Raw genomic sequence first — 13,607 nt, 5'->3', positions numbered from 1 at the left:
ATGGTGGGGTTTAAAGGTAGATTAATTACGCAAGATGATGTATTTTATCAATTTATTGTGACCTTTGATAATACCGATGATATAATAGTAGAATTGGAAGAAAAGGTAATTAATTCTATTAGAATTAACAATGAATAAAAGACGTTATGTAAATTTACAGATAAAAATTACACTTATAATATTTATTATTCTTTTAGTGCTAAATGTATTAATAGGTATATATTTAGCGTCTAATGTAAAAAAGAAATCGATGTTAATTGTGAAAAACTATGTGAAAACGCTACCTTTAATGGTTGATAGAGCAATAAATAATTTTATGGCAAATGGGGATAAAGATGCTGTTAAAGAGCTAATCCAAAGATTAAGTAAAGATGAAAATATATTAGGAATACATATTTTTGGTAAAAATGGAGATATTAATTGCTCTTATTCTAGTTATGCTACCAAATACAACCAAGAGTATATAAACACAATATATGATAATTATTTGGAAAGAGAAGCTTTGAAATTAATTAAAACTAAACATTTAACATTTTATTCTTATTATAAACCTTACAAGAACGTAAAGACCTGTAATAGGTGTCATATAGATGATGGGAAAATTATTGGAGTATTAAACATTAATGTTGATGTGAATAGAATAACAAAACTTATGAGTGAAGAAGTAACAAAAGTAATAGTGACATTAGTTATTTTTTCAATTATTCTTACAGGACTATTATCATATTTAATTAATAGATTAATTGTATATCCTCTCCAAATAATAGAAAATGGAATGAAGGAAGTTGCGAGAAACAATTTTAATATAAATATTAAATTAAAAACTCGAGATGAAATTGAAAGGTTAGCAAAATATTTTAATTTTATGGTTCATTCTTTAAAAAAAGCTAATTATAAGATAGACACGATGCATAGGAATATGCTACATGTGGATAGATTAACAACTATTGGACAGCTTATGGCTTCTATAAGTCACGAAATAAAAAATCCCCTGAATTCGATAATGATAAATACTGACTTGTTGTTGCATTATTGTAAGAAAATGGGTGATGCTCATACAAAAAAATTAGTGGAAGGGATAATTGTTGATGCAGAACGGATAAAAGGAATTATAGATCAAACTCTTCGTTTTTCTAAATATTCACCTAACAATGTTGAGCTTATTAACTTGGAACAGTTTATGGAGGATATTGAAACTTATGCCAGAAGAATTTTATTTGATAAAGATTACATAAAACTTGAAATCAGTAAGATTGGTGGATGGAATGGTTGTAGAATAAAAATATCTAGAATACAATTGGAGCAAGTTTTTATAAATTTAATAAAAAATGCTATTGATGCTGTTGAAGGTAAAGATGATGCTAGTATTAAACTTGTAGTTGAATGCTTAGAGGATGCTATAGTTTTTCAGTTTATTGACAATGGAGTGGGCATCCCTAAAGATGTTCAAGAAAAAATTTTTAATGAATTTTATACTACTAAGAAAGAAGGTACAGGTATGGGGCTTTCTATTGTGAGAGAAATTATTGATGCCAATAATGGTAAGATTGAAGTAATTAGCGAAGAAGGGGTTGGTACAACTTTTAAAATTTATCTACCAAAATTTTGTGGAGATGAGAATGATTAATACAATTTCTTATGTAATACCGGTATACAATGAAGAAGAAAATATTAAAAGATTATATGAGGAAATAACAGAAGTTGCAAATTCATTGAATTATGATTATGAAATTTTATTTGTGGATGATGCAAGTACTGACAACAGCCTTTTAATAATAAAAAAGCTGGCAGATTTAGATAATAGAGTCAAATATATTTCTTTTGAAAAAAACTGTGGTCAATCAGCTGCTTTGTTTGCTGGTTTTCAGAATGCAAAAGGTGATGTGATTATTACTATGGATGCCGATCTCCAAAATGACCCTAAAGATATACCGCGTATGCTTGAATATTATGGAGAGTATGACGTGGTAAATGGTTGGAGATATAATAGACAAGATACCTTGGCTAAAAGGATAGGGAGTAAGATAGGTAATTTTGTTAGAAATTGGTTGACAAAAGAAACGATTAAAGATACAGGTTGTGCTTTAAAAATACTGAGAGCTGATATGGTGAAAAAAATTAAGATGTACAGAGGGTTACATCGTTTCATACCAACTTTAATGAGGCTTGAAGGTGCAAAGGTAATTGAAGTTAAAGTGAATCACAGACCTAGAGCCTTTGGACAATCAAAATATACTAACTTAAAAAGAGCGAAAGAAGGGTTATATGATCTTGTTGCTGTGAGATGGATGATTAAGAGGCACTTAAAAATAAGGGTGAAGGAAAAAAATGTATAAAACAGAAATTTTAATGCTAACAATTGGTTTTACTGGTCAATTTTTCTTTTTTATGCGCTTTTTTGTTCAATGGATTTATAGTGAAAAGAGGAAAAAAAGTGTTATTCCTATTGCTTTTTGGTATTTTAGTCTAGTTGGGAGTGTATGTCTTCTCACGTATGCAATTATGCGTAAAGATATTGTGTTTATTGTTGGGCAATCAACTGGATTTTTAATATATACAAGGAACCTATATTTTATACACAAAGAAAGGAAAAGAAAACTTAATGAATCAAAATAAAAGAGTTTATTTCTTTTTGTTACTTTATTTTTTAATACTTATTTATCCTATAAAATTTATACCTCTTTTTGAAACTACTGAAGCTAGATATTCAGAAATTGCGAGAGAAATGGTAGTTTCAGGAGATTATATTGAGCCTAGATTCAATGGTATAAAACACTTTCATAAACCTCCTTTTACATACTGGATGATAGCAGCTGGTTTGAAAATTTTTGGAATAAATGGATTTGGTGCTAGGTTTTTTGGAGTATTAGCTGCTGTTGTTTCTATTTTCTTTTTATTCAAAATATCTAAGATTTTTTTCAAGCAAGATGATGATTGTTTTAATATTGCTTTGATTTATGCCTCAAGTTTTCTTTTTTTAGTAATTTCACGAATAAGCTCCACAGATATATATCTAACTATGTGGACTGTAATAGCCCAATATTTTTTATTTAGACAAATTTATTATAAAAAACAATTGATAAATGTGATTTTTTATGCGTTAGCCTTAGGGTTTGGTTTTTTGACCAAAGGTCCCATAATTTTTCTTTTTACTATTTTACCTTTTTATATAGGTAAAGTTTTTGATAAGAATCATAGGAAAGTATTTAAGATATCTGAAGTAATAATTGCTTTTATATTATTTATTAGTATATCGTTGCCTTGGTATATAGTTGTAATCATTAAAAACCCAGATTTGCTAAATTATTTTTTAAAAGTGCAAACCATAGATAGGGTAGCTACCAATAGATTCCATCGTTATAAACCATTTTATTTTTTTATTTTAGTATTTATTGGAGGTTTTCTTCCATATTCTTTTTATTTTTTAAAAGGAATGTTTAATTTAAATAAAATGAATACAATCTATAAAGTATTTTTTACATATATAATTGTACCTTTTGTGATTTTTAGTATAGCTAAAAGCAAACTTGCCACATACATTTTACCATTATTTCCAATTTCATCTATTTTTGCTTATATTGGGATTAAAGAATATGATAATAAAATTATCAGATATATTTCTCTTGTTTTTCTTATATTGATTGTATTTGTACTAATGTTTAGCGGTTTTTTTTATAAACCGCTTTTTCCTTACAAAAAGACTATAGTTTTATATGGTATTTTAGTGATGTTAACGCTTGCACCAGTAATTATAAATTTAAATAATGAAAAATTTGTTAAGTCTGTGTCTTTTTCTATAATTTCGTTATCTTTTATTATCTATATGATTTTGCCTACAATAGGCCCCAGTATAAAGGGATATAGATTGATGACTTTTAAAATTAATGAGCTTGATCCAGAAAAAAAATTAAATGTTTTAGTGTACAAAGATTTTATACCTTCTATTTCATTTTATAGAAATAAACTAGCTGTTATAGCATATGGGAAAGAAAGGGAAGTTCAATTTGAAAATGATGATAATTATAAACAGTTTTATTTAACTGATGATAGAGAGATAAACGAATTTATTAGAAACAATAAAAGTTTTTTTCTAGTTAGTAGGCCTAAAAGGATTGGAATTTTTCAAAAGAAATTTAATGTAATTTGTAGAAAAATATATGAACAGCGAAAGCAAAGTGCATACCTATGCAAACAATCAGAATAATAATTTTTCCTATTCTATCTGCAATTTTACTTTTTTATGCTACACCAGGTTATGATTTTTATCCTTTTGCTTTTATAGCGTTTATTCCTATTTTGTTTACGATAAGAAATAATAATAAATTTTTTTTTCCTTCCATCCTGTTTGGCTTGTTATTTTATGTACTTGCGTTAAAGTGGATTATAATTACAATTAGTGACTTTGGTAATGCACCTAAAACCGTGGGTTTATTAATACTTATTGCATTTTCTCTCTATTTATCTTTGTATTATTACATTTTCTTTGTTTTTGTTAAAAAAAAGTTTAATATTTTTTTGTTAGCGTCAATATTTGTTATATTAGAAATTGCAAAAGGGTTTTTATTTACTGGATTTCCTTGGTTGAATTTAGGATTAACTCAATACAATAACCTTTTTTTTAAATATGTATATTCAGTTGTTGGAGAGTATGGAGTTTCTTTTCTTATAATTTTATTTAATTTAGCATTGTTTAAGCTACTTTTTGAAAAAAAATATTTGCCTTTATTTTTTACTGTTCTTTTCATGTTGTGTTTTGTGTTAACTGGATATTATTTTGTAAAAGATTTTAAAGAAACAAGAGATATAAAAGTTGTAGTAATTCAGCCTGCATATAGTCAAAAAGAAAAGTGGGATCCTATAAAAAAGGATGATCTTATAAGTGATGTGTTGGGATTGCTGAGAAAAACTGAGATAAAAGATGTCGATTTAATTGTTATGCCTGAATCAGTTTTTCCAACTTTTTGTAATGATGAAAAAGAATTAATCGATTATTTGAAGAATTTTGTGCAAAATCAATCTTTGATTTTTGGCTGTTTAAGATATGAAAATGAAATAAAGAAGAAATATTATAACAGTGTGTTCTTTCTAAAAAATAAAAAAATATTTATATATGATAAAATCCATTTAGTCCCTTTTGGTGAGTATTTTCCATTGAAGAATTTATTAAGACCTATTGAATATTATTTTTTTCAGGATGCGGAAGATTTTTCACCTGGTAACGAATATATCATTTTTAATGATAATAGCATAAAATATGCTACACCCTTATGTTATGAGACAGCGTATACATTTCTTATAAGAAGATTTTTGGAAAAAGGAGCTAATGTTTTAGTATTTCTTACAAATGACAGTTGGTTTGGATATTCGAATGGTAGAAAACAGCATTTTGCTATTGATGTTGTAAGGAGTTATGAGTTTTACAAACCAGTGATAAGAGGTACGCAATCGGGGATATCTGCATGTATTAATCCTGTGAATAGTGATATAAGATTATTATCTGTTGGCGTAAAAGGAATATTAAAGTGTAAAGTATCTTTAATTAGTGGAGAAACGTTATATAGTAAGATAACATACTGGTGGATCATAGTTTTTATTATTTTGGGTGTAGTTGTAGAAATTAAAAAGAAAAAACAAAGAAAACATATTGATAATTTTTAATAAAAAGAGTAGATATGCTAAAAAATAAGGAGGTAATTTATGTTTGGGTTAGGGACACAAGAACTTCTGATCATATTAGTGATTGTACTTGTAATTTTCGGAGCAGGTAAGTTACCACAAATAGGAGAGGGACTTGGTAAGGCTATTAAAAATTTTAAAAAGGCAGCAAATGAAGCTGAAAATGCTGTGGATATAACTCCTGAGGAAGATAAAAAACAGGTAGAAGCGAAAAAGGAAGATAAAGACGCGTAATAAATGCAGGTTTTAGCAATTGATATAGGTTTAGGTACATCTGACCTACTATTATACGATAGTACAGAAAGGAATGCTGAGAATTATTTAAAACTAATATTACCATCTCCTACTAAATATTTTTCAAAAAAGATATCTAGTTTAAAAGGTGATATCTTTGTTGGTGGGTACACAGTGGGTGGTGGTTTGATAAATAAAGCGTTAAAAAAACATTTAAAAGATAATCAAGTATTTATATCCAAAGAGGCCGCTAGGACAATTAGTGATAATCTCGATGAAGTAAAAGCTGATGGTTTTATTGTTGTGGAAGATGTATTGAATCCAGATATATTTTTGAAGGAAGTTGATAAAGAAGTTTTGGACTTTATTGAAAGTAGATGTCATTGTAGTATTGATAAGGTGTTGATAGCTGTGCAGGATCATGGGTTTTGTAAAGGGGTATCTGATAGAGAAGTACGTATCGACTTTTTAAAAAGTTTTTTGCAAAATGGTTTGAAAGATGCTAAGTTTGAACTTAAAGATAAAATTCCTGAAAACTTTACAAGATGGAATTCTCTGAGAAATCAATTTTATGATCTTGGCATTGAAAATTTTGCTATTTCGGATACATCGGTTGTTGCTGCTTTGGGGGCTACTTTTTGTACAGAAAATTTTCCAGTAATAACTGTAGATGTAGGAAACGGACATACTTTTGCAGCAATTGTGGATGGTAATTATAATGTTTCGGCGTTTTTGGAGCACCATACGTCGCAATTGACGACAGAAAAACTGATACATTTTTTGAAAAAAATGGTTGATTATAGTTTATCACATGATGAAATATTTGATGATAATGGGCATGGTGCGCACACGTTTTTTAAAATAGAAGACTTATCTTATGATAAGATAGATATTTTTGTAACAGGTCCACGAAGAAAAGAGTTATTTTATGAGAATGATAAAGTGAAATTTGCAAACCCTTTTGGGGATGTGATGATTACAGGTTGTGTAGGATTACTTATGCAACAGTCGTTGGTATGAATAAGCTTTATTTTGGAAGATATCTGCCTAAAGATTCAGTAACTCATGATTTTCATTCGCTTTTGAAATTTTGTGTTGGAATGAGCTTGATTTTGTTAGTAGGGGTATCAAATAATATTTACTTTTTACTTATTGATATTTTCTTGCTATTGGTTATATCAAAAATATCAAAAATACATATTTTAATACTATTGAAATCTATTAGACCTTTTGTTTTTTTATTGTTGTTTACTTTTTTTTTCCAGCTTTTTTTTACAAGTGCTGGGGATTTTCGGCTAAGCTTTAATAATTTGCAGTTTAGTATAATATATACTTTGAGGTTTTTCATAATTATTTTAATCTCATCTCTTTTGACTGTGACTACTCCACCTTATGATTTTGTTAAAATAATTTATTTTTTATTGCGTCCATTGAAGTATTTTAAAGTAAATATAAAAGATATTGCTGTTTCTAGTATTATAGCCTTGAGATTTATTCCTTTGCTTTTTGAAGAGAGTGAAAAGATTAGAATTGCCCAGAAAATCAGAGGTGAAGAAAAGAGTTTTTTAAAAAATTTGATAAGTTTAGATGATTTTTTAATACCACTTTTTTATAGAATATTTTATTATTCTGAACAACTGTCTATTACTTTAATGTATGATCGGAATTGGGAAAATATTTTGAAAGTATCTAAACCTAGTAAAAAGGATGTTTTACTTTTTCTATTTATTGAGTCTTTAATTTTTATTTGTGCTTTTTATGTGTAGTATTGCTGAATTATTTATAAAGGGGTTTTTCTGTGCAGGTTAGGAAAAAATGTGTTGTAGAATATGATGGTTCTAATTTTTTTGGTTGGCAAAGACAAAAAAATTTAAGAACAGTACAACAAGTCATAGAAGATGCGCTGTCAAAAATTTATAAAACTGAGATAAAAATAGTGGGATCAGGTAGAACAGATACAGGTGTTCATGCTTTAGGGCAAGTTTTTCATTTTTCTGCTTCCAGGTATCTTGAAAATATGTCAGTATTAATGGGATTAAACAGTATGTTACCTGATGATGTAGTTATAAAAAAAGTGGAAGATGTAGGTTATAATTTTCATGCTCAAAAGTCTGCAAAAAATAAAACATACTTGTATAAAATATATAATCAACCAATACGCTCAGCGATTTATAGGAATAGGGCGTGGTGGATTAAAGAGGAATTAAATGTAGAAAAGTTAAAAGAACTAATGAACTGTTTTGTTGGGGTAAAAGATTTTAGTGCTATGTGTCTTAAAAGAAGTGTTCCTGAAAATCCAGTGAGAAAGATTAACTTTATTAAGATTTCAAAAGAAGATGTTTTTGTTAATATAGAAATAAATGCTGATGGGTTTTTACATAATATGGTAAGAAATATTGTTGGTACAGTAATAGATATTTATCTTGATAAAGGTGGTGTAGCTAAAATAAGAAAAATACTTGAAAGTCGTGATAGATCTCAGGCAGGTAGGACTGCTCCTCCCCATGGTCTTTATTTAAAAGAGGTTTTTTATTAAAAGATAAATTTTATATATAGAAGACAATGTTTTTTAACCTGATTTTGGTTTGATAAATACAAGGGTTTCCATCATTATATATTTTTCGTACCATTCTTTAAAGCGTTCATCAACCCAGGCTAACTCTTTATCACTTAATTTGCTTTTTAACATATTCATTTCTTTTTGATAGTTTTTTAAATCTTCTCTTTCTCCTACAGTTAAAAATTCGTAAGAATCATTCATTTCAACTACTATCTTTTTTAATTCAAAGTAACGTTTTTTCATTATACTCTCCATGTGAAATTTTTAATTATTATAATTAAAATGCTGGTCATTTCAAGTAGAAAGATGCATTGGAATCACCCCATTTTTTTATTGCTAGTTTAATTTATGTCATATTTCAAATATTTATACGTTATTGTTTGTGGAAGAACATTTTCTTCAGTCTCGCAAAACATCCGATTTTGCTCTGAGGTAAATTTAAGTTCCTCTAAAAAAACCGCCGTCCATGGCGGTTTTATGGGAATTTGAACCCAGAATATGTTATCCCATAAACAATTTCAAGCAAGGTTTTATAAAAAAAGGGGGTGACTCCAGGAAAGATACATAGGTTAGCTTATTATTTTGAAAGATAATTTCTAGTGGACTAATTATTTAATACTAAAAAAGCGCCAACTAATTTGTGAATAATAACTTATTCTAATTTTTTTATGGAAATTTCCCAATTTTTTAGAATATTTACAATAAGTAATAAAAATTTATTATAAATGTTTATTTTTTACTGAAAAAGTGAAAAGTAGTATTAAACATTGAATATTTTTTTAGAAAGGATAAGTTATTAAGTATGGTATTAAAAATAATTTTAATTTTTTTGATTTTTCCTTTGTCTGCTTTTGCTTGGGGTTTTGAAACACATGTTACTATAGGCTTAAAAATTCTTGAGAGCACGAGTTTTAGTTTGATTAAAGAATTTCCGGTTAATTTTTTACTAGGTAATATATTTCCAGATTTTTTTAATCTTTTTAAAGATTTGTCTGCATTTAAGAAACAGCTTGAAACACATAGTTGGAATACAGTGTCTAAACTTTTTAAAAATGCAAAAAGTGATTATGAAAGATCTTTTGTGCATGGTTATGCTGCGCATCTTTCTGCGGATATTGTTGCACATAATTATTTTGTTCCTCATAACTTTTTATTGGTAAGTAAAAACAGATTGTTTTCTCATTTTTTAGTAGAATATGCAGAAGAATCAATTAATGGTAATAAAGTATATTACACATTAAGATATCTTTTGGATCATGCTTCAGAAGATGGAAACCTTTTTTTAAAAACCTTTAATGTCGACAAAAAATACTTTGATAAACAGGTTAACCTCTTAAAAAAAGGATTAATGTATCAAAGAATTTTTGGGATTGCAAAGATTGCTGAAAAAATAAAAAAGCTTCGTGTAAAAAAGTTTGAGGATAGATGTTCTTACTTTGGTGAACAGGCATATTTTGTAGCAAAAAATGCTGTTGAGAAAGGTTTTTTCAATCTTATTAAATATGATCCTGGTGGTAAAAAGAGAATGTCAGTTGCTAGATTACAAAGAGATATTCTTAAAAATGATATAGGTAAGAAAAAGTTGCGTGAATATGATAAAAATTATCTTTTTTTAGATACTCATAAACCTGAATTCCATTAATTTTTTAAAATAACTTAAATTATTTAAGTTATTTTTGTTTGAGTAGGAAGGTATTGTTCAATGTATAGTAATGTCGCATTGTAATAGTTTGTTAATCGATTTTTTGGTTATGAAGAACTTATTTTTTTATTTATCCTTCTTGAATAATGGTTATTATTTGATTTATTAGCTGAAATGTTGTAAATGTTTTGATATGTTCTTTGTACTATTATTTATAAGTGGCTTTATAATAGGACTTTTAAGCGCTTTTTTAGGTATTGGTGGAGGCTCTATTATTGTACCTGTTTTAACTCTCGTTTTTCATATTCCTATTCATGTAGCCATTGCCACGAGCCTTGTTTCAGTTATATTTGCAAGTAGTAATGCTTCAGCAAGTTATGTTAAAAAAGGTATAACTAATTTAAGATTAGGATTGTTTCTTGAAATTGTTACAACAATTTTTGCCATTATAGGTGGAATTATTTCAGTTTCAATTAGTGAAAAATACTTGTTTATTTCATTTGGTACTGTTCTTTTAATAACAGCTTATTTTTATATAAAGAATATAAAAAGTGGTGGTCAGGAAAAAAAAATTAATTTTTTTTCTAAACAAAAAAGTATTTTTTCTGGAAAGTATTTTGATGAGAGATTAAATAAAGAAATCTATTATATGCCAGTTAATCTACTTTTGACATCTACAATTTCAGGTATTGCTGGTTTACTATCTGGAATGCTTGGAATAGGAGGGGGAGTATTTAAAGTTCCAGCTATGAATCTTGTTTCCAAAATACCTATAAAGGTAGCTACAACTACTAGTAATTTTATGATGACTCTTACAGCAGCAGCGGCATCTGTTGTGTATTTGAAAACGAATCTTATTAATCCAGTAATTGCTTCATTTGTTGTTTTAGGTGTATTTTTGGGTTCTAAAATAGGGATAAGGTTTTTTCCGAAATTAAAAGACAGTAAAATAAAAATTCTTTTTACAATATTTTTGATTGTTATAGCGTTTCAAATGTTTTATAGGGGGGTACGTTGAAAACTTTAAAAGAAAAAGTTGCAAAAATTTATGAAATAGGAGTTTATATATCAATTTCCTTAATGATTGTGGGTTTAATTATTTTTATTTTAAAAGATGAAAGTTTTGACCTTTATATTCAATGGTATGGTATAAAAAAGATATTTTTGGGAATATTAAACTTGGAAACAATTTCATTTTTTTTATTAGCGATACACGTAATAATTTTTACACCCATACTAGTTGTTTTATATATGTTTGTTGATTTCCTAAAGAAAAGTGATTATAAAAGTGCCTTTATGTGTTTAATGATTTTTCTAGTTTTTGGTATTTACATTTTTATTAGTTAAAAGGGGGTTTTATGAAGAAAAAATGGCGTTGTGTATATTGTAAACCCAAATCATCAAAACTGGCCAAATTTTATTTGGAAAGGGCTGGATATGAAGTGTTTCAACCTTTATTTAAAGAGAAAAAAAGGGTTGTTGGTCAACTTACAGAGGTAACAAGAGAGCTTTTTCCTAATTATCTTTTTGTTAGGTTTGAACTTGAAGATTATAGGTTGGTTAGATATACAAGGGGAGTTAGTAAAGTCATTCTCGGTGATGAAGGTGATCCTGCTGAAGTACCTGAAGAGATTATAGAATATATCAAAGATCAGATGAAAGATGGATTTGTGGTTTTAAATAAAGATTATGAAAAAGGAGATAAGGTTTATATTACTGATGGGCCTTTTAAAGGATTTGAAGCCATTTTTCTTGAGAAGATAAAACCGAAGGATAGGGTACTGATTTTATTAAAAACCATCAGTGGTGAGCTAAAAGTTGAGATTGACGAACTATGTTTGCAAACAAAGAAATAATCTCTAGAGGATAAACTAACCAATTCATATTAATTTATTATTGATATAAACTTTTGAGAAATCTGCTATATCCTATAGTTCATTGTTATTATAAACAGTATATTAATTTTGTGAAAATGCCCGGGGCCGGACTCGAACAGCAGGAACTATCTTATTGATAATTCTTGTAAATACCACATTTGAAAAATATCCGTTACCCAAAATGTTACCCAATTTAATTTTACCCACTCCTTTCATCTATCTTATTGTTAATATAGTATAAATTGCATCTATGATCAATAGTAGAATTCTAATATTTTTTTAAAATTAATATTAACTATCACAAGAAATTTAACAGATTTTTTTTGATATAAAAATACGCCTCTGAACAGTTATATTGGATATTTGGCACAAGCAATGCATAAATATCACCAATGAAATCAGCATCGTTTAATTTATTATCTAAATTCTTAATGAAATCTTTTTTTGTAATATTATTACCGTCATGTTCCATATATTTTTTAAAACAGAATATTATCTTTTCTATATCAACCTCTCTATTCCTTAAAACATAGTATAAGTCAAATAAATCTCTTCCCTTTTTTCTTTGATACAGTGCTCTTAACTTTGTTGCAAGCAACTTTTCCAGACAAAAAGTATTTACTATAGCTGACTTATTACACCATCCATTAGATAATTGTTAATGCTAATATAAAATATAACAGATATGCAAATGTAAAAGTTAACAGTTTTACAAAATAAAATTAGAATTACCTTCGGTAAAAAAGTCGGAGGTAATTCAGTTGAAGGATTTTGAATTAGCATTACGACAACTAAGGAGTTTGGGCATGAAACCTAACTACAGCGAATTATCAAGGAAGTATGGGGTATCAAGACAAACGATATCCAAATATGACAAAGGCTTTAAAAAAGCTAAGAAAAGAAAAAGAGGATCAGTCCTTGACAAATATCGTGAAGAAATCAAGGAGAAACTGTCTTTGCCAGGCTCAACAATAACGGGGGTGTATAAATTTATCTTACGCAAAGACCCCAATATAGGAAGCCGTTCCAACTTTGATTATTATGTGAGAAAGCACAATTTGATAGGTGATAAAAAGAGCATAGGCTATCCCCGTTTTGAGACAGAGTTGGGTCGTCAGCTTCAATGTGATTTCAAAGAAGATATAAAGATGGTCTCCAGAAATGGAGAGGAGTTTAAGTTTAATATATTTAACACAGTATTATCAGCATCAAGGATGCATAAATTTACATATAGTAAGACTAAAACAGAAGAAGATGTAATAAGGTGTCTGATAAATACGTTTATATACTACGGCGGTGTTCCTCAAGAAATACTTATAGATAATATGAGCGCCATAATAAATCCAAAGACTAAAAAGATTAGCCCCACCTTTTTACAGTTTGCTAAAGATTTTAATTTCAAAGTAAGAAGGTGCAAAGTAAAAAGTCCACAAACCAAAGGGAAGGTAGAAGCATCAAACAGATTTCTAAGCAGGCTAATCCCTTATAATTATGAATTTTCTGATGAAGCAGAGTTAATAGAAATTATTGATAGATTGAGTGATGAAGTTAACTCAGAAACCAATCAAACTACTAATGTGAGCCCTTTTCTTCTTTTTACTAAAGAGTCTAAAGAGCT

At 28.1% G+C, this 13,607-nt stretch carries 17 protein-coding genes; 15 read left to right on the top strand and 2 right to left on the bottom strand.

The annotated features are described in order from the left end of the window. From OWK30_RS05755 to truA, 10 genes are read left to right on the top strand one after another with little or no spacing between them, the layout of a single operon-like run. Positions 1-138 carry a hypothetical protein gene (locus OWK30_RS05755; RefSeq protein ID WP_423324452.1) on the top strand — a complete coding sequence of 46 codons (138 nt, stop codon included), beginning with the start codon at positions 1-3 and terminating at the stop codon, positions 136-138. Beyond that, entirely contained in the window at positions 131-1,627 is a 1,497-nt protein-coding gene (locus tag OWK30_RS05750) for a sensor histidine kinase (protein ID WP_423324450.1), read from the top strand. Before OWK30_RS05755 ends, OWK30_RS05750 begins: the two co-directional genes overlap by 8 nt. Beyond that, the gene (locus OWK30_RS05745; RefSeq protein WP_423324448.1) at positions 1,614-2,336 is read left to right on the top strand and encodes a glycosyltransferase family 2 protein; all 723 of its coding nucleotides are present in this window, start codon (positions 1,614-1,616) and stop codon (positions 2,334-2,336) included. Before OWK30_RS05750 ends, OWK30_RS05745 begins: the two co-directional genes overlap by 14 nt. Beyond that, entirely contained in the window at positions 2,329-2,616 is a 288-nt protein-coding gene (locus tag OWK30_RS05740; protein WP_423324446.1) for a lipid-A-disaccharide synthase N-terminal domain-containing protein, read from the top strand. The genes OWK30_RS05745 and OWK30_RS05740 overlap by 8 nt, the downstream gene beginning before the upstream one ends. A 16-nt stretch (positions 2,617-2,632) precedes the next feature. Then, positions 2,633-4,204, top strand: a complete 1,572-nt coding sequence (locus tag OWK30_RS05735) for an ArnT family glycosyltransferase (protein ID WP_423324444.1) — start codon at positions 2,633-2,635, stop codon at positions 4,202-4,204. Then, positions 4,186-5,658 (top strand): apolipoprotein N-acyltransferase, encoded by a 1,473-nt coding sequence (gene lnt, locus OWK30_RS05730; protein ID WP_423324442.1) that lies wholly within the window; start codon positions 4,186-4,188, stop codon positions 5,656-5,658. The genes OWK30_RS05735 and lnt overlap by 19 nt, the downstream gene beginning before the upstream one ends. A 39-nt stretch (positions 5,659-5,697) precedes the next feature. Continuing rightward, positions 5,698-5,910: a twin-arginine translocase TatA/TatE family subunit gene (tatA, locus tag OWK30_RS05725; protein ID WP_423324440.1), complete on the top strand. Its 213-nt coding sequence runs from the start codon at positions 5,698-5,700 to the stop codon at positions 5,908-5,910. Positions 5,911-5,913: 3 nt separating this feature from the next. Further along, positions 5,914-6,930, top strand: coding sequence for a DUF1786 family protein (locus OWK30_RS05720; protein ID WP_423324438.1), 1,017 nt, complete (start codon positions 5,914-5,916; stop codon positions 6,928-6,930). After that, entirely contained in the window at positions 6,927-7,676 is a 750-nt protein-coding gene (locus tag OWK30_RS05715; protein WP_423324436.1) for an energy-coupling factor transporter transmembrane component T family protein, read from the top strand. The genes OWK30_RS05720 and OWK30_RS05715 overlap by 4 nt, the downstream gene beginning before the upstream one ends. Before the next feature lie 32 nt (positions 7,677-7,708). Next, positions 7,709-8,446 carry a tRNA pseudouridine(38-40) synthase TruA gene (truA, locus tag OWK30_RS05710; RefSeq protein ID WP_423324434.1) on the top strand — a complete coding sequence of 246 codons (738 nt, stop codon included), beginning with the start codon at positions 7,709-7,711 and terminating at the stop codon, positions 8,444-8,446. A 33-nt stretch (positions 8,447-8,479) separates the two neighbouring features. On the opposite strand, the gene OWK30_RS05705 is transcribed toward truA, so the two are convergent. Continuing rightward, positions 8,480-8,713, bottom strand: a complete 234-nt coding sequence (locus OWK30_RS05705; protein WP_423324432.1) for a hypothetical protein — start codon at positions 8,711-8,713, stop codon at positions 8,480-8,482. Between the two features lie 559 nt (positions 8,714-9,272). On the opposite strand from OWK30_RS05705, the gene OWK30_RS05700 reads away from it, so the two are divergent. From OWK30_RS05700 to nusG, 4 genes are all read left to right on the top strand, one after another. Next, the gene (locus tag OWK30_RS05700) at positions 9,273-10,112 is read left to right on the top strand and encodes a zinc dependent phospholipase C family protein (protein WP_423324430.1); all 840 of its coding nucleotides are present in this window, start codon (positions 9,273-9,275) and stop codon (positions 10,110-10,112) included. Positions 10,113-10,305: 193 nt separating this feature from the next. Next, complete coding sequence (locus tag OWK30_RS05695) at positions 10,306-11,130, top strand: sulfite exporter TauE/SafE family protein (protein ID WP_423324428.1); 825 nt, start codon at positions 10,306-10,308, stop codon at positions 11,128-11,130. Further along, on the top strand, positions 11,127-11,459 hold the full coding sequence (locus OWK30_RS05690) for a DUF1634 domain-containing protein (protein WP_423324426.1): 333 nt from the start codon (positions 11,127-11,129) through the stop codon (positions 11,457-11,459). Before OWK30_RS05695 ends, OWK30_RS05690 begins: the two co-directional genes overlap by 4 nt. Positions 11,460-11,470: 11 nt before the next feature. After that, entirely contained in the window at positions 11,471-11,968 is a 498-nt protein-coding gene (gene nusG, locus OWK30_RS05685; protein WP_423324424.1) for a transcription termination/antitermination protein NusG, read from the top strand. Between the two features lie 319 nt (positions 11,969-12,287). On the opposite strand, the gene OWK30_RS05680 is transcribed toward nusG, so the two are convergent. Further along, positions 12,288-12,614: a nucleotidyl transferase AbiEii/AbiGii toxin family protein gene (locus OWK30_RS05680; protein ID WP_423324619.1), complete on the bottom strand. Its 327-nt coding sequence runs from the start codon at positions 12,612-12,614 to the stop codon at positions 12,288-12,290. A 136-nt stretch (positions 12,615-12,750) separates the two neighbouring features. On the opposite strand from OWK30_RS05680, the gene istA reads away from it, so the two are divergent. Beyond that, on the top strand, positions 12,751-13,607 hold an 857-nt coding region (istA, locus tag OWK30_RS05675), incomplete at its 3' end, for an IS21 family transposase (protein ID WP_423324422.1).

This window comes from Deferribacter abyssi (genome assembly GCF_049472655.1).
Classification (GTDB): Bacteria; Chrysiogenota; Deferribacteres; order Deferribacterales; family Deferribacteraceae; genus Deferribacter; species Deferribacter abyssi.
Note: the sequence above shows the minus strand (reverse complement) of the source record. Positions and strands in the feature narration are given on the sequence as shown.